This is a genomic window from Lactobacillus sp. W8174 (genome assembly GCF_016100975.1).
In the GTDB taxonomy this organism is placed as follows: domain Bacteria; phylum Bacillota; class Bacilli; order Lactobacillales; family Lactobacillaceae; genus Lactobacillus; species Lactobacillus juensis.
This window is the reverse complement of sequence record NZ_JACFRN010000001.1, coordinates 1-16896: the sequence shown is the minus strand read 5'-3', so window position 1 is coordinate 16896 and position 16896 is coordinate 1. Positions and strand designations below refer to the sequence as shown.

Genomic DNA, 16896 nt, shown 5'->3' with positions numbered 1-16896 from the left:
TAGGTGCTAAATTTTTTACACTGGTTATTACTACAAATTTTTCATTGCTTCCTGAAAAGCCTTATTTAGGCTATTTGTTATAATATCTGCATATTTTTTGCCATCAAGTGACTTTCTTTTCCTTGTTAATTCAATAATTTCATTAGGAGTCACTTCTACTGTTATCTTCATTTACTTTGCCTTCCTTTGATTTAAAACAATCGTAATGTTTTATCAATTACCCTATCTAAATCAGAAAAGTTATAATTTTTCTTGTCATTTTCCGAGAAAAAGCCGGGATTATCCGAATCAAAAGTAACTTTAATCCCAAGCTTATTTGCTATAGCTTTTAGTCTTTTTTTATTAAGCATTGCATATATTTCCTTCCAATCTCTTTATTTAGTCAAAAATGTCCTGCAGGGCTTGAACCATCATCTGCGATTTTCGAGACCGCCATGCTACTTTTACATTAAGGACATAAAAAATATGGATTACTGATAGGTCTAACCCTTGCATTAAATAATTTGATTACCATATCAATTAATCCATATTTGATTTGACACGCTCACTTAATATTCAATCACTAAACTCTAAAAACATAATTATGGATATTCCTGAAAAATAAACATGCATTAAGGTCTTGGCGTGTCTAGAGGAACGTCAGGAGTTGCACCTGAAACTTGTGTTTCTTGTGTTTATACGATCGCCACATGCAGTTACTTACTGCCACGTCCCTATATTGCGATGTCTGGAATCGAACCAGGCTACAACCATTACCGCAACTTTTTTGAAAAGGTTATTAATGAAAAAACTTAAGAATTGTTGACAATAGTTTAACGTCGTTCCGGACGATTATTAATTAAACCATGCACTGTAAACAGCTTTATAAAGATTTGTTATTGCTGACAATCTAGAAGGATCAATGCTTTCTGGATTTTCCATTTGTGCTTCTAAAGTTTTCTTGCAAAAATCCATTGCTATGCCAGAGAAATCAACAACTTTTTTAGAAATTTCATCCGTATTCATCATTTCGTTGGATTTTTCTTTTTCCTTCTTTTGCTTTTCCGCAATACTTGAAATTAATACTTTCCTGTCATGTTCTTTGATTAGATCTGTCAAATTTCTAACTAATTCATCACTATAATTTTCCATAGCTTATTTCTCCTAATCTTTCGACACTACCATAATATAACGAAAACACTCCGCCTGACCTCCGCTCTTTGTCCGCTTTTACTCCGCTAAGTGTCCGCTAAAACTCCGCTTTTTTATTTATCGGTCACAGTTTCAGAATCTTCGAAACTGCGTAAGTCTTCTATATCCGTACTATCTTCCTGCCTCCAGAAATCGAACCTTTCGGCAAACTCGACTAGCGCATCATTTTTTATTTCATGAAATCTTGTATTCTGATATCCAAGCCTTTTAGCAATATTATCGTTTGAAATTTTCTGAATGAAATAGAGATACAAAATAATATTGCTGGGGTAGCTACAGCTACTGATAGTATGGTCTACAGCCCTCACAACATTTTGAGCATCAATGTTAATAGTTATGCGTTCATCTTGATGATTAAGCCCATCATGCACTGCAATGCCACTATCATCTAAAGTGGGACTAGAGATATCACTTAAATGCTTATTAGCAAGGTTAAGATAATGCTTGAAGTCATCTTCAAAAAACTCCCTAACGTTCTGTATCGTTTTTGTTTTATTGATTTTTGATTTTTTAAACAAACTCAATTCGACAACTCCAATCATCATCTACAACCTTACTTTTTTACAAAAACTTCAGTATCATTGCCAGCTACCATGTACTTTTCACCGGGCTTTATATCACACCAATGATATTTCTTAACGATAAACTCATGGTGAGTTTTCCTTTTAGCTACTTCAGTATTCTTTGCTACAATTCCCCAATATTTTAAATTGCTTAAATTAACGATATAAACATCATCGTATTTGCCCTTAAATATATCCCTAGGCTTAATTTTATAGTAAAGCAATATCTTGTTTATTGTTGATCTAGTGTGGCCTAATTTTGTAGCAATCTCACCTACAGAATAGCCCATCTTAGTCAGCCTGATAACTTCATCATCATAATAATGTGGCGTAAAATGCTTACCAGTGGCACTTGTCTTCATTTTTAGCCGAGGCTCTGCCCCTGTTGCTTTGTGCAGTTTTATCATCAGCGGATTATCATCGGATATTGCCAGTGTGCCATATTTGGCTTCTATTTTATGAATTATGTCATAAGGTATCTCAGCCACTTTCATCACTCCATATCGCTGTAATTTCTACCCTTGGTTTTTCTGAGTAATACTTATCCACCTTGAGTGACACCACCTGCTTGTCATCCCGATATAGTCCCTCATGAACACATACTGCTTTGTGCTGTGCATGATCCACTTTCATTTTGGGGTTTAAACCATCCAGAACTATCTTAGCGATATTGTCGCTGTCAGGCTTCTTACTAGGCCTTTCTTCGCCATTAAGGCACCTTTTTTTACGCTTTTTAGAATAGTGTTTGGGAATCTTGAAATAAGCTCTGATACCCAAGCTAATGTCAGCTGAGATAGGCTTAGTAATGCCGTTTTTCTGCCTTACTTTTAGCGCACAATATCTAATTAGTTCTTCATACTTTTGAGTTGCTTGTGGAGTGTATGTACTGACAAGCTCTCCCCTGCGAGCAAACCTCGGCCTAGCCTTACCTTGCGGATCGCCTAGGATGCCAAATACCAAGCTGTGATATTTTTGCTTGTCATTCTGCATTAATTAGCCTCCTTTTACTTCATAGCCGTCAAATGTCCAGTAATATTAATTATGTATAACGTATGACTATAACTTCTGAATTAGGTGCTTATTATTCTTTACCATATTCATTTCTCCAAGCTCTTTCAAACTCAGCTTTATCAGAATTGCTTTTATTGAATTCTTTTTCACCAATTTCAGAAACCAAGTCTGATTCCGAGACATCATAAATTAATTTCTCAGTCATTTTCATTAGTGAGAGTTTTTCGCAATTATCTAATTCTTTCAGCCTATATAACTCGATGGTCTCATTGTCTTCGCACTCTTCTACACCGCCAAAAACACTTTTATTTGCTAAAAATTTTGATTTTGCTCTTTTTCTAGTATTAGCAAAAACAACGTCTTCGCTGGCCCCATATGGGAAAAACTGTCCTTGATATATCACTCTGTATGCTTTCATTTTTTCTCCTAAAATGGCAAGTCGTCATCCGATATGTCTATGGTGTCGCCTGTGGAATTAAATGGGTCCTGACTATTGTTATCGTAGTTCGCTCCATTATTGCCTTTACTGTAATTTCCGTTGGTACTGTTGTTTGCATAACTGCCAGTATTGTTATTCTGGCGGTCTTTTTTTGACTCAAGCAATGCAAAGTTATCAACAACTACCTCTGTTACATATACTTTTTTGCCATCTTTGTCATCGTAATTTCTGGTTTGAATTCGGCCATCTATACCAACAAGTGAACCTTTAGACGTGAAATTACAGAAGTTTTCTGCAGCTTTGCGCCAAATGACACAATTAATAAAATCTGCATCCCCTTTGGCTTTTGAATGTCTGTTAACAGCCAACGTGAATGTAGCAACTGACAAGCCACTCTGTGTTGTTCTTAGTTCAGCGTCTTTAGTTAATCGACCAGTTAAAACTGCTCTATTTATCATTTTTAGTTGCACCTCTTTCCTTTCTAGTTTTTTCAAATGCTTTACCGAGCTTTTGTGCAACGTCAACTGTAACTATGTAATTGCCAATTAATGCGTCCTGAGCATCCCAGATATCAACTGTAAAAATATCGCTTGTTTTAATTTGAACAATTTCTGCATAATCAAAATCATCAAGGTTAATCGCACATCCTACACCATTTACATCGTCAAACTCAATTACATTCTTTTCATTAGCTTGCTCCTTAACATGTGCAACTGCTTTTAGGGCTACAAGAAGTATGTTAAATGTTTTAAAATCTACTTTAGTTGAATAGCCTTTATTTGATATGTTCACATAATATTCGAGCTTCCCATCATATTGTTCAACGCTTAATCCCTCAATGTTTTCTGGTAGAACTGTTTGTTGCCAACCACCTAGATCATCAAATTTAATTTTCTTAGAAATGTCTCTTTCTGTCTCCATTTCAATGTTTTCGGTAGCGTTGCCTAGACACTTTTCTATTGATTTGAAAAATACCTTGTAGGTATCTTTATCAATTTCAATTAAGCAAGGGCAATCTGGTAAACCTATACAGTAGACTAATCTTTTGCCATACCTTTCAATTCGTAATTCTTCAATACCGCTTATTAACACTGTGTGTTCTTCGTTATCAGTGTCTGTAAACTTGATAGCTTTAGCATTAATTACTTCTGCTTTCATTTTTTGCTTTCCTTTTGCTCACCAAGTGCCTGATCTATAGTCATTACCCTGCCATCATCCGTATATTCTCTTTTTTGCTGAATGGAAAGAATATGATATTTGTTTATATAAATCTCACCTAGTTCACTCTCATCAACTTTTGCATATGGTTCTTTGCTTTTAATTAAATCGAGTGCGATGTCACCTGACACATCATACTGTGTTCGCCCGTCATCCATTTTTATAATCGTTTTCAACTTTACCACCCTAAACTTGTCCACCACATATATTTTTCTAGAACAATTGTTCCAAATATTAGAATTAAACCAATTGCAACTAATGCTATTGCAATTACTAGCAGTAATTTACTTTCAGATTTGAGATTTAAAAGTATATAGCCAATAACACCGAATATAAGACCTAATATTTCAAATAAAAAATATATTACTTTCATCAATTGTGCCTTCCATTTTCATTTGGCAATTTTTGAAAGAACTCATTGTCCTTCAGCTGATACTCAGGTGGCACATGCCCCAAGTAGGTAACCTTGCCATCCTTATTTTTCCGAAATACTGCTCTTGCCACTTTGCTCCTCCAACTTTCTGCCACACACTGGGCAATAGTTAATCTTTTTACTGTCGATAACAATTTGCCATCTTCCGTCTCCCGCGTCTTTAAGTAGTTCTAGCTGACTTTCTGCCGCATAAATTCCAACTGATTTTTCGTTTCTGATAAGTAGCTCTGTGCCATATTCCCCTTCGCAATATTTACACATACCTATACTCCCTAATTCAATTTCTGCCCTGGTAAAAGTCCCTTGCTTCATCAGCAATAAACTCATTAACTGTATCTACTTTCAAATCTAGTTCATCAAACAGGCACTTAAGACTGCAATAGTAACTATCAAACCGATCAGAGTATATTGCCTTATCGCTCAACTTCATTTTTTTATGGCAATAATCGCACCGAAAATCCAATTTTGGTTCCTCCTATTCTGAGACTTGCTCTACTTTTTTGGTTTCAGCGTTAATTCCAAAAAGATCTATTCCATCGTTGTCGTTATCGTCTTTAGCATCACTATCGTTATCTTCTGGAACATTATCATCATCAATATCAACTGGTTCTTCTGGCTCTTCGGGCATCTTTTGTTTAAGGACTTCGTATAAGTCCTCAGCCAAGCCATAGACACTGCCATCTTTAGTTGTAGCCGTATATTTGGTCTCTCGTTGACCATTAGCATCTATCCTGTGTAGCTTGTCTAACATTGCTATATCGCTAACTTCAAACTCTCCGTCTAGTTCTTCGATTAATTCAAGTTGACTTGACTCGAGATATACAGTAATCTTGCCGTCTGCAATGTCGTTAAGCTTGTCTAACGATAGGTTGTCTGTCGTTGTTTTAATCTGAATTGTGACGCCCTTATCCTTAGTTTTGAAGTTGTCTAAATCTCCACTAAATGTTATTTTCTTGCCGTTCATTTTTAGTCCTCCTCTTAGTAAATATATTTTTAAAAAAATTATATGTTTGTTTATCTATGTAAAAAGGTGCTCCATTTTTAAATTGAACTGAAAATTTTTTGGTTTCCAACTCTCCTATTTCAACAAATAAGCATTTAAGCTCATCCAGTGGTTTTTCATGAACAACACCATTTATTTCTGAAAATTTCAACATTGTTTTTTCGAATTTTTGTGGCTTAATAATTTTCTTTCTTTTAAAAAACTTATTTAGCTTTTCATTAATAATGTCCATAGTCACAGGAGTTATTCGATATTTACCTATCAGCTTAAATTTATTCCAAAGTGTAATTTCATACATATCAAGATAAATCTTGTCAACGGTAACTTGAGTAATCTCTTCTATGCTGACAATATGCTCTTTTTCAAATACATCTTTAAACCAAATTTTATTATTCTTTTGATTACCATAATCTTTCTTTGGAACATTAAAGTTCTGCAAATAAGGTACAGATACACCGAAGTATTCAGCTAGCTTTTTCAACGTTTCAATCTTAGGCTTTATTTGGCCTTTTTCATATAAACTAACGGCTTGTCTTGTCACACCAAGTTTAGTTGCCAGTTCAGCTTGAGTTAGTCCTTTACTTTGTCGCAATTCTTTAATTCTGTTCATTTTTACGCCTCAACTTGTTCTGAACTATTCATGAACTTGTCAATAAAGTATTGTTGCCCAATTCCTGTAACTTTAGGTGTCTTTTTAATTGAAGGATTACCATCCGAGTGGTTAATCACTGTTTCCTTAATTTGGAAAAGGCCAAGCTCCATTGAGCGTTGAGTTGGCATATTACGGTCACTGCCTCTGCGAGTAATTAAGTAGCCGTTCTCTCTTAGCCATTGGAATAACCTGTTTTGTCCGATCTGAACACCCTTGCCTCTTAATATCTTTGCCAATTCACCAATTAGAATTGTGTCGTCACTTGCTGACACTGTATCGGCGAACAAGGCTTTCGGCTGCATTTTTTGGATTTGAATGTCCTTTTGCTCAAGCTGATTGGCTGCTTGCTTTAGCAGACTAGCCAATCCTTCTTTATTCGTGGTAATGTCAATGGCTTTTTGGTCTGTCAGGTAAGCGCCATGTCTTCTAATTGCAGGTAGCACTTCGCTAGTTACCCACCGTTTAAATTTCTTAGCGTTTGGCAACTTACTACTGAGGATTAGGCTATATAGTCCTGACTCATTAATAATCGTTACTTTTTGAGTTCCACCAAGGGGGCCCTTAATTGGGGCGTGCCTTTTGTCATAGTCGTCAACATGGCTAGCAATAGCATTTCTTGATTTTTTATAGCCAAGAATGGTTGCTACATCTTTGGCCACGAAGTAAGGCTCATCATCAATAGTTAGCGTTCTGACTTTTTGACTTTCAAATGTAAATAACTGAACGTCTTGCATTGTTATCACTGTCTTTCTCAATCTTTACGAAGAATTGATGTAATTCCTCTAGTTTTTCTTTTTCTTTTCTGTCATAAGCACCTATGCCGTGGGTACAGTCATAATTAAATCTATCTAGCGCTCGCTCCTGGAACATCCTGTTGTAGATGCTATTCCAATCGGTAGCTTTTTCTGTGTTTTTCATCTGATTCATCATCTTCAAGTTTTAAGGAATTCAGTATTCCTTTTGACCTTTCTAATAAGCGAGGTATATCCTGATCTCTCCCGCTTTCAATATCACTTTTGATTTCTTTTAAATCGCTAATTACAATATCAAGCATGCCAGTTATATCAGCGTTTAAATTTAAATTAGTAGTTTCTTCCATTTTGTTTTTCTCCTAAATTTTCGGTCTTTTATCTTGTATTTTTGAAAAGTCAATAACCTTCCGTCTATCACTTTCCTGCATTCTGCTTACTAGCCGTGAGTGATAAGTTCTGTACAACTCGTCCAAACTTAAATTGGTCGTTGTAATAATTCGCTGATTGCTCTCGTATATATCGAAAATTGTGTCTTGCACAAAGCTGGTAGCCATGTTGTTGGCACTCTCTGCTCCCAGGTCGTCTAGGACAACTAGATTAGCCTTGCTGACAACATCTGTTACATGTTTAGGTGACCATATTCCTGTTTTGTCCTGGAACCAGTTCTTCATCTCACGGATTAGCTTGTTGACGCTGATGAACAGACATCTCACCATTGGGTCTGCATTGTCGTTAACTGCGTTAAGGATAGCCATAGCCAGATGCGTTTTTCCTGCACCTGCATTGCCATACAGCAGGCTGTTGCCCTTCTTATCTGGGTATTTGAGATATTCGCCAGCAATCATTCTTGCGCCTTGCTTAGCTTGGCGCTCAACGGAATCAGCTTTAGTCTTGAAATTATCAAATGTATAATCAAATACTTCACCCCGATCGACCAACGATTGCCGTTTAAGATAGCCTCTAGTCTGTCTAATCCTCAAGTTTTCAGCCATCTTTTTTATTTCCGATTGCTTTTTTTCGGCTTGGCATAACTCACAGAACGGCTTCATTTTTTTAAAACCTTCTAAGTAAACTAAATGTTCATGATGTTTAGGACATATCTGATTAGTTACCTTTGTTCGATGCGCAATTATATTTACTGCTTTGCCATTTATTTTCATAGCTCCTCCTGTCTAAAAGGGTAGGTCATCTTCGTTCACACCTTCGATTTTGCCGTTAGCGTAAGCTTCTTCCCCGAAGTCAGCATGTTGTGGCACACTGGGCGCTCGCTCGTTTAAGTAACTCTCAAACTTGGTGCCGAATAACGTCTGTGGTCGCAGGTACTTGCTCATCTTCTGGTCTTGTGCCCACGAAGCCACCTTGTTGTCTATTACTCGTTTGAAATCGTCTAATGTGTAGCCCTCTTTCACTCGTGCATCAATTAGTCGTTTGTTGATAGCAGAGCTGGCCTTGTATCTAGCACCAATCTTTTCGTTTAGATAATCAATGACATCTTTATGAATAGGGCTAGGTTCTGCGTCAGCTGAACTATCTATATCTTTATCTGTAGTATTATCTGTGTAATCTCTGGTATTGGTTTGCTCATTTTGATCAGCTCCATCTGATCTTTTTGAGCAGTTCGTCTGCTCATTTTGATCACATCGTCTGTTCATCAATTCATCTAACTTATCGGAATTAATTGAATACCATTTGGTCTTATCAAATCCTGCTTTATTAAAGTTGCCTGTTTCGACTATTCCCATTTCTTCCAAATTAGTAAAAGTTCTGCGAATTGTTACCTCAGACCAGAAGGGAAAACTATCTTTTCTCCAATTTTTGTATGTGTTATAGATCCACCTTTTGCCATTAATTATTTTTGCCGATTTCGTATTCAGCCAATAATTTAATTGTTGAGCGACAATTGACTCATTCAGACCAATTGCACTCGCTAATTTCATGTCAACAATGATTGGATGCTTACTGTATAGCCATGTTGCTTTCATGCAATCACTTCCCTACTTCAGAAGGCGAGCCAAGCCAGTTCTTGTACAATTTTCGATGGTAAATTTGAGAATATGCTTCTTTACTTTCACCGCTAAGACTATGTAAGGTAGCTGCACTTTCATTGTTACCTGCAGTTGCCTCTGCTACTACTTGTACTAGCTTTACTGGACCCTTTGAATCAGTAATCTCATATTCAAGCAATTGCTTGTCAGTAAATTGTTTAATAGCTTGTGGTTTAGCTTTTCTCGTGGCCTTTTCTTTAGGCTTAGCTTTGCCATCATCAGGACTGGGTAGGTCTTCACCTGCGTAAACATTTAAACCTAGACCAGCTATTGCTAAGGCTTTTACCAACGCTCTCTGTTGAGTTTTGTTAATATCAAAATAGTTTGGGTTTAGCATTGGCTTATTGCGATAGTCCATTACAAACAGCTTGGAGCTATAGCTTTCGCCACTGATATTTACAACTGCCTCTACTTCAACACCTGCTGCAGTTTGACGATAATCAACATCTCTGCCAGTCGCCTCCCAGCCATTTTTTGTTTGGACATATTCAGGAAATTCGGTAATTTTATAATTAGCATCTGGATATGCCTGCTTAACCATGCCCCAAGCCATTGCCCAGCTTAGATAGTCGAGTTTCCCTTTCTTTTCAAGCATCGGTTTAACGTTGATTTTTGAAAGAGTTTCGTACACACTTTTTTTGTCTTTGCTATTTTCAACCATTAAGTAATCTCCTAATTAATCGTTGTTTTCCTATTAGGCTCTAAATAAGCTCCTGGTATTTGTTTCCCATCTTTCATATCGCTGTACAGCTTCTTTTTATCAATTTTTGAAACTTCTTTTGTAATGACATAGTCCTTAGGTATTTTGCGTTCATCTGAAATAATGGTCTTTTGCATAAAATTACGTGGCTTTAAAATGTAGTGCTCTGTATGCAGCTCTTTAATCCCAGCATCATCAATCACTTCAGTCATATAATTTTGAAGGTTATTTTTTTGATTTTCATAATGACGTTTTTGTTCTGTCAGTTGCTTAATTTTGTTTGATAAAAAATCTATATCAGCACTGTCGCGTTCAATAAGACCTGCTAATCCATCAAGTTTTGCCTCTCTGGTAAGTGTTAAAGCATCCATAGTATCTTTTAAAGTTTCTGGATCTATGTTATCTTTATCTACTATTTCTTTAATTGCGTTGTTAATTTCAAATAGTTTCATTTTTGTTACCTTCTTTTAATTCGTGCCCATCAAAGTAAAACTTAGCTAGGTCGTACCATTCTTCACCATTCGGGTCATCCCACCAAACTTCAAAATCATTAATTAAGTCTTCGAAAGACCAGCGATCTGGAGAGTAGTCTAATTGTTCCATGTATTTTTTTAAGTCATTCATTAAAAATGCTTGTGCGACGACAAAGTCACGTGCAGTTTCGTAATCACAGTCAGGTTCGCCATAGGTAGCTAAGCCACCATTTGCCTCTGTACCTACACATTCCATTTGTGTTATAATCTCCTTAGTATTCTTTACAATTTTTCATTGGTTAAAGTCCGATTGCAGTCGGGCTTTTTTGTGTTTCAAATCGTCCCTGGCAGAAAGGGCGGTAAACTTAGGACGTAAATCGTTGATACCAGCCCAGCAATTGCTACTAGCAATGATGCGATTAACAAGCCTTTGCTTTTCGGATACGTGCCAAAACCTGCGTATAATATGTGCTGCCATACTTCTAATATCCTTTCCATATTTTTTTCCTCATACAACAACGTTACAAAATTACAAGCGTTTAATTTCTGCAACTAAACCATCTTCTTCAACTATATTTAATAAGCAATCTGGATTTGTATCTCATGGTAATTCAATCTACTAGTCATCCTTTAGGGTGGCTTTTCTTTTTGTTTAATCTACTTACTGTGGTAGCTTTGCATTCCAGTCAATGTCATTTCGATGCTTTTCCATCCACTCAGCAGCTGGCTTTTCAAAAATAATAGTTTTGCTACCCTCTTCCGTTCTTCTTGGATTAACAACCCAACCACCGTTTTTAACGTTAACTTCTGGAAACTCGTCAAAAATAAATAATCTGATCCAGTTTGGAGCTTTTTTACCGCAGTATTTTTCGGAAAACTCTTTCATTTTTATTGTTCTTCCAACTAGAGATTTTTCGGGAACGTAACCCCGTTTTTCCATTATTTGGTCAACTACGCCAGCCAAAGTTTCAACTGGTATTGGTAAATCTATTACATTTGCCATTACATAATCACTTCCTTTCATTTAGTCAGTGATACCTAAGATTTTTTGCATCTTTTTTCTAAGCTTTTTAGACATAGGAGAGGTATCGCCCTTAATAGCTCGATTAATCTGTTGCGGTCCGGTGCCTAGCTTAGTAGCCATCTCGCGTTGATTAATCTGATGCTCTAATAAGGCAACTTTAAATCTAATTTCACACTTTTTAGCGTTTTCTTCTAAAGACTGATCAAACATCCATTTCACCTTCTTTTTTTGTTATTTCTTCATCAAGTTCTTGCATTAATTTAGACAATTGTCTATAATTAACGTATGACAAATAAAAGAAAAATTTCGCTTTATCAATTAAAGGCCAAAAATATAAATTGATAGGCTTGTTTTTTCTTGCTTAATTACTTGATGATTTAATAATAAGCCATTTGTCTAAATATGTCAAGACGATTGTCTAGATTTTGGAGAGATAAACATGTCGCTTATAGATAATATTAAAATGTTGGCTAAACAACACGGATTAAGCCTTTTGCAATTAAATGACCAAGCTCATTTAGGGAAAAATGCCATTTATAAATGGAAAAAGCAGCGTCCAAGTGTTGAAAATTTGGAAAAAGTAGCAAGTGTATTACATTGCTCTGTAGATGATCTAATTAATGATCCGACTGACAAAGTTAATAAAACTATTAATAATTTTCACGAAGCGCAATATACAGTTCATGAGAATACAAAGGATGCTCTATCTAAAATTTTGCACTCTTATCCAATAGGCGAAAGTCCACTTCAGCCAGCTAACGATCAGGAATTTAAAAAGCATACTCAAGCCAAACCACATAATTATCAAGTTAGAGTACCAATTTTGGGCAATATTGCCTGTGGTGAGCCAATTTTTGCAGAACAAAATGTTGTAGGCTATCGTGATCTGACATTTGACCATGTCCCTTCTAATAAGTTATTTATGCTATATTGCCAAGGAAATTCCATGCAGCCTTTAATTCCAGACGGATCATTAGTAACATTGGTAAGACAACCTACTGTTGAAAATGGTGATTTAGCAGCTGTTCTAATAGATGATGAAGCAACGATTAAACGAGTTAAATTTGCTGGTAATGAAGTAATATTAATTCCTGAAAATAATGCCTATGATCCGATCGTTTTAAATAAAGATAAGCCTGGAAAAATTCTAGGTAAAGTTGTCCATGTGGAATACGATGTTAAGTAGGAATGAAAAACATATGCCATTTTAATCTTTTAAGTCGTTTATAAAAATGGTAAATTGTAAATGTATTGTTAAAAGTATAATAGGAGAATGCAAATGGAATTATTATGGATAATTGCACTAATAATATTTATTATTTACATGATTATTAGTGACAGAAAGTTAAAAAAAAGCAAAGATTATAAAGAGGCATTAAGACAAAGCAAAAAGCCACCAAAGAAACTATTAGTGAAACGTTGGTGGGTATGGGGTTTAATACTAGTTTTAATTTGCGGTTTCTTTGTATCAGCTTCAAATGATGCCGAAAAACATGATGAAGCATACAATACTACCGCTCATCATTCAAAAAAACCAAAAAATGTTAGAAAATCTGTTAAAAAAAAGAAGAAAAAGATTTCAGTTTCCAATACCAAAAAGGCTTCCAAACCCGAACCTGAAAAAAACACAGCTAAAGCAGTTACTTTAAGCGCAGGTAAATATAAGGTGGGTAGAGATATTAAACCTGGCAGATACGTTATAAAAGCTATTCAAGGAAGTGGCAATCTATCTAATAGTGATGCTACAATTAACGTTATTTTGGGCAACGATGTGGATAGCGACCAGGTAACTTCATTTACTACAAACTTGGTAAAGGGTGACAAAATTAATTTAGACGGGATAGAGTCTACAAGCTTCACCCCAACTCCAGATAAATATACTTATAAAACACAAATTAGTGCTGGCATATGGCTAGTAGGACGTGATATTAAACCTGGCAGATATGTCATAAGGCCCATAAAAGGAAGTGGTAATTTGATTTCTGATGGATCAGATGATGATTTGAACGAAATATTAGGCACAGACACTGAAAGCGGCCAAGTCAGCAAAGTAACGGCTGATTTAACTGCTGGAGAAGTTATATTATCTAATTTAGAATTAATAGGCTTGACAAAAAAATAAAATTTAAATATTTGGAAACAAAAAACTTCTAAGAAATTTCAGTTCGAATAGTAATTTCTTAGAAGTATCACAAATACAACAGGGTTATGCCCTTTTGCATACCCTATTATAGCATAGGAGATAAAATTTAAAATGGCTTATATAAAAAAGCGTGGTAAATCTTGGCAAGCTCAGGTATCTTGGTATGATGAGCAAAATAATCGTAAATATAAGACTAAAAGCGGCTTTGCTACCAAAATGCAGGCTAAAAAATGGGCTAATGAATTTGAAGTAGCCAAAGATAAAAATTTAATATCGGATCAAGATCCAACTTTTGCTGATTACTTTGACGAGTGGTATAACCGCTATAAAGCGCCTGGAAAATCTAATAGCACTAAAAGGCGTTATCGTAGAGCCTATGATCTTATTAAAGAAAATTTTGGCAATATAAAGCTGTCTAAAATGACCAGGGCACGTTATCAAGACTTTTTTAACTCATATGGAAAAACACATGCTAAAGTAACTGTTCAAAAAACAAATGGTACAATTCGTAGCTGTGTCAAAGATGCAATCAGTGAAGGATTAATATCAGCCAATTTTACAGATAGAATTAACCTAACGTGGAATTCTGAACGTACACGTAAAATAGACTATCTAAACTTTAAGCAAGTTCAAAAATTAAAAGAGTCATTACTAAACGGTTTAAATACTCGTTACACCAGCAGATACATGTTATTAACCATTATCTATACTGGAATGCGTCCTGGTGAAATAAAAGTCTTAACATGGCATGATATTGATTTTAAAAATAAAACAATAACAATAAATAAGTCATGGGATTACGATAATAAAAATATTGTAAATTATGACTCAAATGAAATTAACAAGAGCACAAAAAATATTTCTTCAACCAGAATAATTAAAGTTGATCAAAAATTACTCGATATTTTAAGCAAATTAAAAGTAAATAATCATGAAAGAATTTTTATCGACAATAGAGGAACCATTCCTACTTCAAATGCCGTAAATAAAACTTTGCGACAACATTTAGCAAAAATCGGTATAAATAAAAAAGGCTTCCATTTTCACAGCTTACGGCACACTCACGTGGCTTTATTATTATTTAAGGGAGTTGACCTATATTCTATTTCTAAACGCTTAGGGCACGCAAATATGAGTATTACGGCAGGTGTTTATGCATACATGCTTGATGAGCTGAAACAAAAATCTGATCAACAAATTGTAAAGATACTTGATGAAATTTAGAAGCATGGCGAACTTTTGGCGAACATAGATAAGTAAAAAGCTCATAACATCAATTGTTATGAGCTTTTATTTACGGAGTGTGAGAGATTTGAACTCTCGATACAGGATTAACCCATATACATGATTTCCAATCATGCTCCTTAAGCCACTCGGACAACACTCCAGTTTAAACTCCGGCTGTCAGACTCGAACTGACGACATCTTGATTAACAGTCAAGCGCTCTACCAACTGAGCTAAGCCGGAATACTAAAAAGCACGGCAGCGTCCTACCCTCGCAGGCAGTCTCCCACCAACTACTCTCGGCGTGAAGAAGCTTAACTGCTGTGTTCGGCATGGTTACAGGTGTTTCCTTCTTGCTCTTGCCACCGTACTTTCCTTGTGAGCTTTTACACTCAAAACTAAATATAATCCTCTGCTTGAAAAAACCTTGATTGCCTTGGCGCTGCGGTCAAGTCCTCGACTGATTAGTACTGGTCCGCTCCAAGCCTCGCGGCTCTTCCACTCCCAGCCTATCTACCTCTTAGTCTTTGAGGTGTCTTACTACTTACGTATGGGAAATCTCATCTTGAGGGGGGCTTCGCACTTAGATGCTTTCAGCGCTTATCCCGGCCATACTTAGCTACCCAGCGATGCCTTTGGCAAGACAACTGGTACACCAGCGGTATGTCCATCCCGGTCCTCTCGTACTAAGGACAGCTCCTCGCAAATTTCCTACGCCCACGACGGATAGGGACCGAACTGTCTCACGACGTTCTGAACCCAGCTCGCGTGCCGCTTTAATGGGCGAACAGCCCAACCCTTGGGACCGACTTCAGCCCCAGGATGCGACGAGCCGACATCGAGGTGCCAAACCTCCCCGTCGATGTGAACTCTTGGGGGAGATAAGCCTGTTATCCCCAGGGTAGCTTTTATCCGTTGAGTGATGGCCCTTCCATGCGGTACCACCAGATCACTAAGCCCGACTTTCGTCCCTGCTCGAGTTGTCGCTCTCGCAGTCAAGCTCCCTTATACCTTTGCACTCTGTGAATGATTTCCAACCATTCTGAGGGAACCTTTGGGCGCCTCCGTTACACTTTAGGAGGCGACCGCCCCAGTCAAACTGCCCGTCTGACACTGTCCCATGCCTCGCTTAGAGGCCCTGGTTAGAGCAGCCATCAAACAAGGGTAGTATCCCAACATTGCCTCTGATAACACTGGCGTGCTATCTTCTCTGGCTCCTACCTATCCTGTACATGTTTAACAGCTGCCCAATATCAAATTGCAGTAAAGCTCCATGGGGTCTTTCCGTCCTGTCGCGGGTAACCCGCATCTTCACGGGTATTATAATTTCACCGAGTCTCTCGTTGAGACAGTGCCCAAATCATTACACCTTTCGTGCAGGTCGGAACTTACCCGACAAGGAATTTCGCTACCTTAGGACCGTTATAGTTACGGCCGCCGTTTACTGGGGCTTCAGTTCGCTGCTTCGCTTGCGCTAACAGCTCTCCTTAACCTTCCAGCACCGGGCAGGTGTCAGCCCCTATACGTCGTCTTACGACTTGGCAGAGACCTGTGTTTTTGATAAACAGTTGTTTGGGCCTATTCACTGCGGCTGGCTCTTACACCAGCACCCCTTCTCCCGAAGTTACGGGGCGATTTTGCCGAGTTCCTTAACGAGAGTTCTCTCGCTCACCTGAGTGTTCTCCACTCGACTACCTGTGTCGGTTTGCGGTACGGGTACGCAGCTTCTCGCTAGAAGCTTTTCTTGGCAGTGTGACGCTTGAACCTTCGCTACTTTGATTTCGCTCCTCATCACGCCTTGTGCTTAACAGTAACAAGCATTTGACTCATTACCACACTTAACGCTTGAACATGGCTTCCAGTGCCATGCGTTCTTTGCCTCCTGCGTCCCTCCTTCGCTATTAACGAAGCTGCGCAGTACAGGAATTTCTACCTGTTCTCCATCGACTACGCCTTTCGGCCTTGCCTTAGGTCCCGACTTACCCTGGGCGGACGAGCCTGCCCCAGGAAACCTTAGTCTTTCG

The 16896-nt window shown here is 37.3% G+C and carries 28 protein-coding genes, 2 tRNA genes and 2 rRNA genes; 4 read left to right on the top strand and 28 right to left on the bottom strand.

Annotated features, from left to right (window positions below):
• Positions 1-30: 30 nt before the first annotated feature.
• Complete coding sequence (locus H3U49_RS00160) at positions 31-171, bottom strand: hypothetical protein (RefSeq protein ID WP_198178692.1); 141 nt, start codon at positions 169-171, stop codon at positions 31-33.
• Positions 172-191: 20 nt separating this feature from the next.
• The gene (locus H3U49_RS00155) at positions 192-350 is read right to left on the bottom strand and encodes a hypothetical protein (protein ID WP_198178690.1); all 159 of its coding nucleotides are present in this window, start codon (positions 348-350) and stop codon (positions 192-194) included.
• 274 nt (positions 351-624) lie between these two features.
• On the opposite strand from H3U49_RS00155, the gene H3U49_RS00150 reads away from it, so the two are divergent.
• Entirely contained in the window at positions 625-795 is a 171-nt protein-coding gene (locus H3U49_RS00150) for a hypothetical protein (RefSeq protein ID WP_198178687.1), read from the top strand.
• Positions 796-834: 39 nt separating this feature from the next.
• Here H3U49_RS00150 and H3U49_RS00145 read toward each other — a convergent pair whose 3' ends face one another.
• From H3U49_RS00145 to H3U49_RS00040, 22 genes are all read right to left on the bottom strand, one after another.
• Positions 835-1131, bottom strand: coding sequence for a hypothetical protein (locus H3U49_RS00145; protein ID WP_198178685.1), 297 nt, complete (start codon positions 1129-1131; stop codon positions 835-837).
• 113 nt (positions 1132-1244) lie between these two features.
• Entirely contained in the window at positions 1245-1736 is a 492-nt protein-coding gene (locus tag H3U49_RS00140) for an ArpU family phage packaging/lysis transcriptional regulator (protein WP_198178683.1), read from the bottom strand.
• Positions 1737-1744: 8 nt separating this feature from the next.
• Positions 1745-2242, bottom strand: coding sequence for a helix-turn-helix domain-containing protein (locus H3U49_RS00135; protein WP_198178681.1), 498 nt, complete (start codon positions 2240-2242; stop codon positions 1745-1747).
• Positions 2235-2744, bottom strand: a complete 510-nt coding sequence (locus H3U49_RS00130; RefSeq protein ID WP_198178679.1) for a RusA family crossover junction endodeoxyribonuclease — start codon at positions 2742-2744, stop codon at positions 2235-2237. The genes H3U49_RS00135 and H3U49_RS00130 overlap by 8 nt, the downstream gene beginning before the upstream one ends.
• Before the next feature lie 91 nt (positions 2745-2835).
• Positions 2836-3183, bottom strand: a complete 348-nt coding sequence (locus H3U49_RS00125) for a hypothetical protein (protein WP_198178678.1) — start codon at positions 3181-3183, stop codon at positions 2836-2838.
• Between the two features lie 8 nt (positions 3184-3191).
• Complete coding sequence (gene ssb / locus H3U49_RS00120; protein ID WP_198178676.1) at positions 3192-3662, bottom strand: single-stranded DNA-binding protein; 471 nt, start codon at positions 3660-3662, stop codon at positions 3192-3194.
• Positions 3652-4362 (bottom strand): hypothetical protein, encoded by a 711-nt coding sequence (locus H3U49_RS00115; protein ID WP_198178674.1) that lies wholly within the window; start codon positions 4360-4362, stop codon positions 3652-3654. Before H3U49_RS00115 ends, ssb begins: the two co-directional genes overlap by 11 nt.
• Entirely contained in the window at positions 4359-4598 is a 240-nt protein-coding gene (locus H3U49_RS00110) for a hypothetical protein (protein ID WP_198178672.1), read from the bottom strand. Before H3U49_RS00110 ends, H3U49_RS00115 begins: the two co-directional genes overlap by 4 nt.
• Positions 4599-4600: 2 nt before the next feature.
• The gene (locus H3U49_RS00105; RefSeq protein WP_198178670.1) at positions 4601-4795 is read right to left on the bottom strand and encodes a hypothetical protein; all 195 of its coding nucleotides are present in this window, start codon (positions 4793-4795) and stop codon (positions 4601-4603) included.
• Between the two features lie 102 nt (positions 4796-4897).
• Complete coding sequence (locus H3U49_RS00100) at positions 4898-5116, bottom strand: hypothetical protein (protein WP_198178668.1); 219 nt, start codon at positions 5114-5116, stop codon at positions 4898-4900.
• A 16-nt stretch (positions 5117-5132) separates the two neighbouring features.
• A complete protein-coding gene (locus H3U49_RS00095) occupies positions 5133-5318 on the bottom strand; it encodes a hypothetical protein (protein WP_198178666.1) in 186 nt (61 codons plus the stop codon).
• A gap of 12 nt (positions 5319-5330) precedes the next feature.
• Positions 5331-5819, bottom strand: coding sequence for a hypothetical protein (locus H3U49_RS00090; RefSeq protein ID WP_198178664.1), 489 nt, complete (start codon positions 5817-5819; stop codon positions 5331-5333).
• Positions 5794-6468, bottom strand: a complete 675-nt coding sequence (locus tag H3U49_RS00085; RefSeq protein ID WP_198178662.1) for a helix-turn-helix domain-containing protein — start codon at positions 6466-6468, stop codon at positions 5794-5796. Before H3U49_RS00085 ends, H3U49_RS00090 begins: the two co-directional genes overlap by 26 nt.
• Positions 6469-6470: 2 nt before the next feature.
• Entirely contained in the window at positions 6471-7244 is a 774-nt protein-coding gene (locus tag H3U49_RS00080) for a phage antirepressor (protein ID WP_198179552.1), read from the bottom strand.
• 149 nt (positions 7245-7393) lie between these two features.
• Positions 7394-7609 carry a hypothetical protein gene (locus tag H3U49_RS00075; protein WP_198178660.1) on the bottom strand — a complete coding sequence of 72 codons (216 nt, stop codon included), beginning with the start codon at positions 7607-7609 and terminating at the stop codon, positions 7394-7396.
• A gap of 12 nt (positions 7610-7621) precedes the next feature.
• Positions 7622-8311 carry an ATP-binding protein gene (locus H3U49_RS00070; RefSeq protein WP_198178658.1) on the bottom strand — a complete coding sequence of 230 codons (690 nt, stop codon included), beginning with the start codon at positions 8309-8311 and terminating at the stop codon, positions 7622-7624.
• A 123-nt stretch (positions 8312-8434) separates the two neighbouring features.
• Entirely contained in the window at positions 8435-9244 is an 810-nt protein-coding gene (locus H3U49_RS00065) for a conserved phage C-terminal domain-containing protein (protein ID WP_198178656.1), read from the bottom strand.
• Positions 9245-9248: 4 nt separating this feature from the next.
• Positions 9249-9968: a DUF1071 domain-containing protein gene (locus H3U49_RS00060; RefSeq protein ID WP_198178654.1), complete on the bottom strand. Its 720-nt coding sequence runs from the start codon at positions 9966-9968 to the stop codon at positions 9249-9251.
• A gap of 11 nt (positions 9969-9979) precedes the next feature.
• A complete protein-coding gene (locus H3U49_RS00055) occupies positions 9980-10459 on the bottom strand; it encodes a siphovirus Gp157 family protein (protein ID WP_198178652.1) in 480 nt (159 codons plus the stop codon).
• The gene (locus tag H3U49_RS00050; RefSeq protein ID WP_198178650.1) at positions 10446-10736 is read right to left on the bottom strand and encodes a hypothetical protein; all 291 of its coding nucleotides are present in this window, start codon (positions 10734-10736) and stop codon (positions 10446-10448) included. The genes H3U49_RS00055 and H3U49_RS00050 overlap by 14 nt, the downstream gene beginning before the upstream one ends.
• A gap of 405 nt (positions 10737-11141) precedes the next feature.
• Complete coding sequence (locus H3U49_RS00045; protein ID WP_198178648.1) at positions 11142-11483, bottom strand: DUF771 domain-containing protein; 342 nt, start codon at positions 11481-11483, stop codon at positions 11142-11144.
• 21 nt (positions 11484-11504) lie between these two features.
• A complete protein-coding gene (locus H3U49_RS00040; RefSeq protein WP_034979875.1) occupies positions 11505-11714 on the bottom strand; it encodes a helix-turn-helix transcriptional regulator in 210 nt (69 codons plus the stop codon).
• A gap of 229 nt (positions 11715-11943) precedes the next feature.
• On the opposite strand from H3U49_RS00040, the gene H3U49_RS00035 reads away from it, so the two are divergent.
• From H3U49_RS00035 to H3U49_RS00025, 3 genes are all read left to right on the top strand, one after another.
• Positions 11944-12690: an XRE family transcriptional regulator gene (locus H3U49_RS00035; RefSeq protein ID WP_198178646.1), complete on the top strand. Its 747-nt coding sequence runs from the start codon at positions 11944-11946 to the stop codon at positions 12688-12690.
• Between the two features lie 93 nt (positions 12691-12783).
• Entirely contained in the window at positions 12784-13626 is an 843-nt protein-coding gene (locus H3U49_RS00030; protein WP_198178644.1) for a hypothetical protein, read from the top strand.
• Between the two features lie 132 nt (positions 13627-13758).
• Positions 13759-14871, top strand: a complete 1113-nt coding sequence (locus H3U49_RS00025) for a tyrosine-type recombinase/integrase (protein WP_034979873.1) — start codon at positions 13759-13761, stop codon at positions 14869-14871.
• Positions 14872-14944: 73 nt separating this feature from the next.
• Here the strand turns inward: H3U49_RS00025 and H3U49_RS00020 are convergent.
• The 4 genes from H3U49_RS00020 to H3U49_RS00005 form a co-directional block, all read right to left on the bottom strand.
• Positions 14945-15034 (bottom strand) — tRNA-Ser (locus H3U49_RS00020).
• Positions 15035-15042: 8 nt separating this feature from the next.
• A tRNA-Asn gene (locus tag H3U49_RS00015) sits at positions 15043-15115 on the bottom strand.
• A 10-nt stretch (positions 15116-15125) separates the two neighbouring features.
• Positions 15126-15242: ribosomal RNA gene (rrf, locus tag H3U49_RS00010) — 5S ribosomal RNA — on the bottom strand.
• Positions 15243-15316: 74 nt separating this feature from the next.
• Positions 15317-16896, bottom strand: a 23S ribosomal RNA gene (locus H3U49_RS00005); the annotation flags it as partial.

What these genes read in the sequence shown, in the direction of transcription:
- H3U49_RS00160 (WP_198178692.1), bottom strand. Translation starts at nt 171, where the DNA reads ATGAAGATAACAGTAGAAGTGACTCCTAATGAAATTATTGAATTAACA.
- H3U49_RS00155 (WP_198178690.1), bottom strand. Translation starts at nt 350, where the DNA reads ATGCTTAATAAAAAAAGACTAAAAGCTATAGCAAATAAGCTTGGGATT.
- H3U49_RS00145 (WP_198178685.1), bottom strand. Translation starts at nt 1,131, where the DNA reads ATGGAAAATTATAGTGATGAATTAGTTAGAAATTTGACAGATCTAATC.
- H3U49_RS00140 (WP_198178683.1), bottom strand. Translation starts at nt 1,736, where the DNA reads ATGATGATTGGAGTTGTCGAATTGAGTTTGTTTAAAAAATCAAAAATC.
- H3U49_RS00130 (WP_198178679.1), bottom strand. Translation starts at nt 2,744, where the DNA reads ATGCAGAATGACAAGCAAAAATATCACAGCTTGGTATTTGGCATCCTA.
- H3U49_RS00125 (WP_198178678.1), bottom strand. Translation starts at nt 3,183, where the DNA reads ATGAAAGCATACAGAGTGATATATCAAGGACAGTTTTTCCCATATGGG.
- ssb (WP_198178676.1), bottom strand. Translation starts at nt 3,662, where the DNA reads ATGATAAATAGAGCAGTTTTAACTGGTCGATTAACTAAAGACGCTGAA.
- H3U49_RS00115 (WP_198178674.1), bottom strand. Translation starts at nt 4,362, where the DNA reads ATGAAAGCAGAAGTAATTAATGCTAAAGCTATCAAGTTTACAGACACT.
- H3U49_RS00105 (WP_198178670.1), bottom strand. Translation starts at nt 4,795, where the DNA reads ATGAAAGTAATATATTTTTTATTTGAAATATTAGGTCTTATATTCGGT.
- H3U49_RS00100 (WP_198178668.1), bottom strand. Translation starts at nt 5,116, where the DNA reads ATGTGTAAATATTGCGAAGGGGAATATGGCACAGAGCTACTTATCAGA.
- H3U49_RS00090 (WP_198178664.1), bottom strand. Translation starts at nt 5,819, where the DNA reads ATGAACGGCAAGAAAATAACATTTAGTGGAGATTTAGACAACTTCAAA.
- H3U49_RS00085 (WP_198178662.1), bottom strand. Translation starts at nt 6,468, where the DNA reads ATGAACAGAATTAAAGAATTGCGACAAAGTAAAGGACTAACTCAAGCT.
- H3U49_RS00080 (WP_198179552.1), bottom strand. Translation starts at nt 7,244, where the DNA reads ATGCAAGACGTTCAGTTATTTACATTTGAAAGTCAAAAAGTCAGAACG.
- H3U49_RS00075 (WP_198178660.1), bottom strand. Translation starts at nt 7,609, where the DNA reads ATGGAAGAAACTACTAATTTAAATTTAAACGCTGATATAACTGGCATG.
- H3U49_RS00070 (WP_198178658.1), bottom strand. Translation starts at nt 8,311, where the DNA reads ATGAAGCCGTTCTGTGAGTTATGCCAAGCCGAAAAAAAGCAATCGGAA.
- H3U49_RS00065 (WP_198178656.1), bottom strand. Translation starts at nt 9,244, where the DNA reads ATGAAAGCAACATGGCTATACAGTAAGCATCCAATCATTGTTGACATG.
- H3U49_RS00060 (WP_198178654.1), bottom strand. Translation starts at nt 9,968, where the DNA reads ATGGTTGAAAATAGCAAAGACAAAAAAAGTGTGTACGAAACTCTTTCA.
- H3U49_RS00055 (WP_198178652.1), bottom strand. Translation starts at nt 10,459, where the DNA reads ATGAAACTATTTGAAATTAACAACGCAATTAAAGAAATAGTAGATAAA.
- H3U49_RS00050 (WP_198178650.1), bottom strand. Translation starts at nt 10,736, where the DNA reads ATGGAATGTGTAGGTACAGAGGCAAATGGTGGCTTAGCTACCTATGGC.
- H3U49_RS00045 (WP_198178648.1), bottom strand. Translation starts at nt 11,483, where the DNA reads ATGGCAAATGTAATAGATTTACCAATACCAGTTGAAACTTTGGCTGGC.
- H3U49_RS00040 (WP_034979875.1), bottom strand. Translation starts at nt 11,714, where the DNA reads ATGTTTGATCAGTCTTTAGAAGAAAACGCTAAAAAGTGTGAAATTAGA.
- H3U49_RS00035 (WP_198178646.1), top strand. Translation starts at nt 11,944, where the DNA reads ATGTCGCTTATAGATAATATTAAAATGTTGGCTAAACAACACGGATTA.
- H3U49_RS00030 (WP_198178644.1), top strand. Translation starts at nt 12,784, where the DNA reads ATGGAATTATTATGGATAATTGCACTAATAATATTTATTATTTACATG.
- H3U49_RS00025 (WP_034979873.1), top strand. Translation starts at nt 13,759, where the DNA reads ATGGCTTATATAAAAAAGCGTGGTAAATCTTGGCAAGCTCAGGTATCT.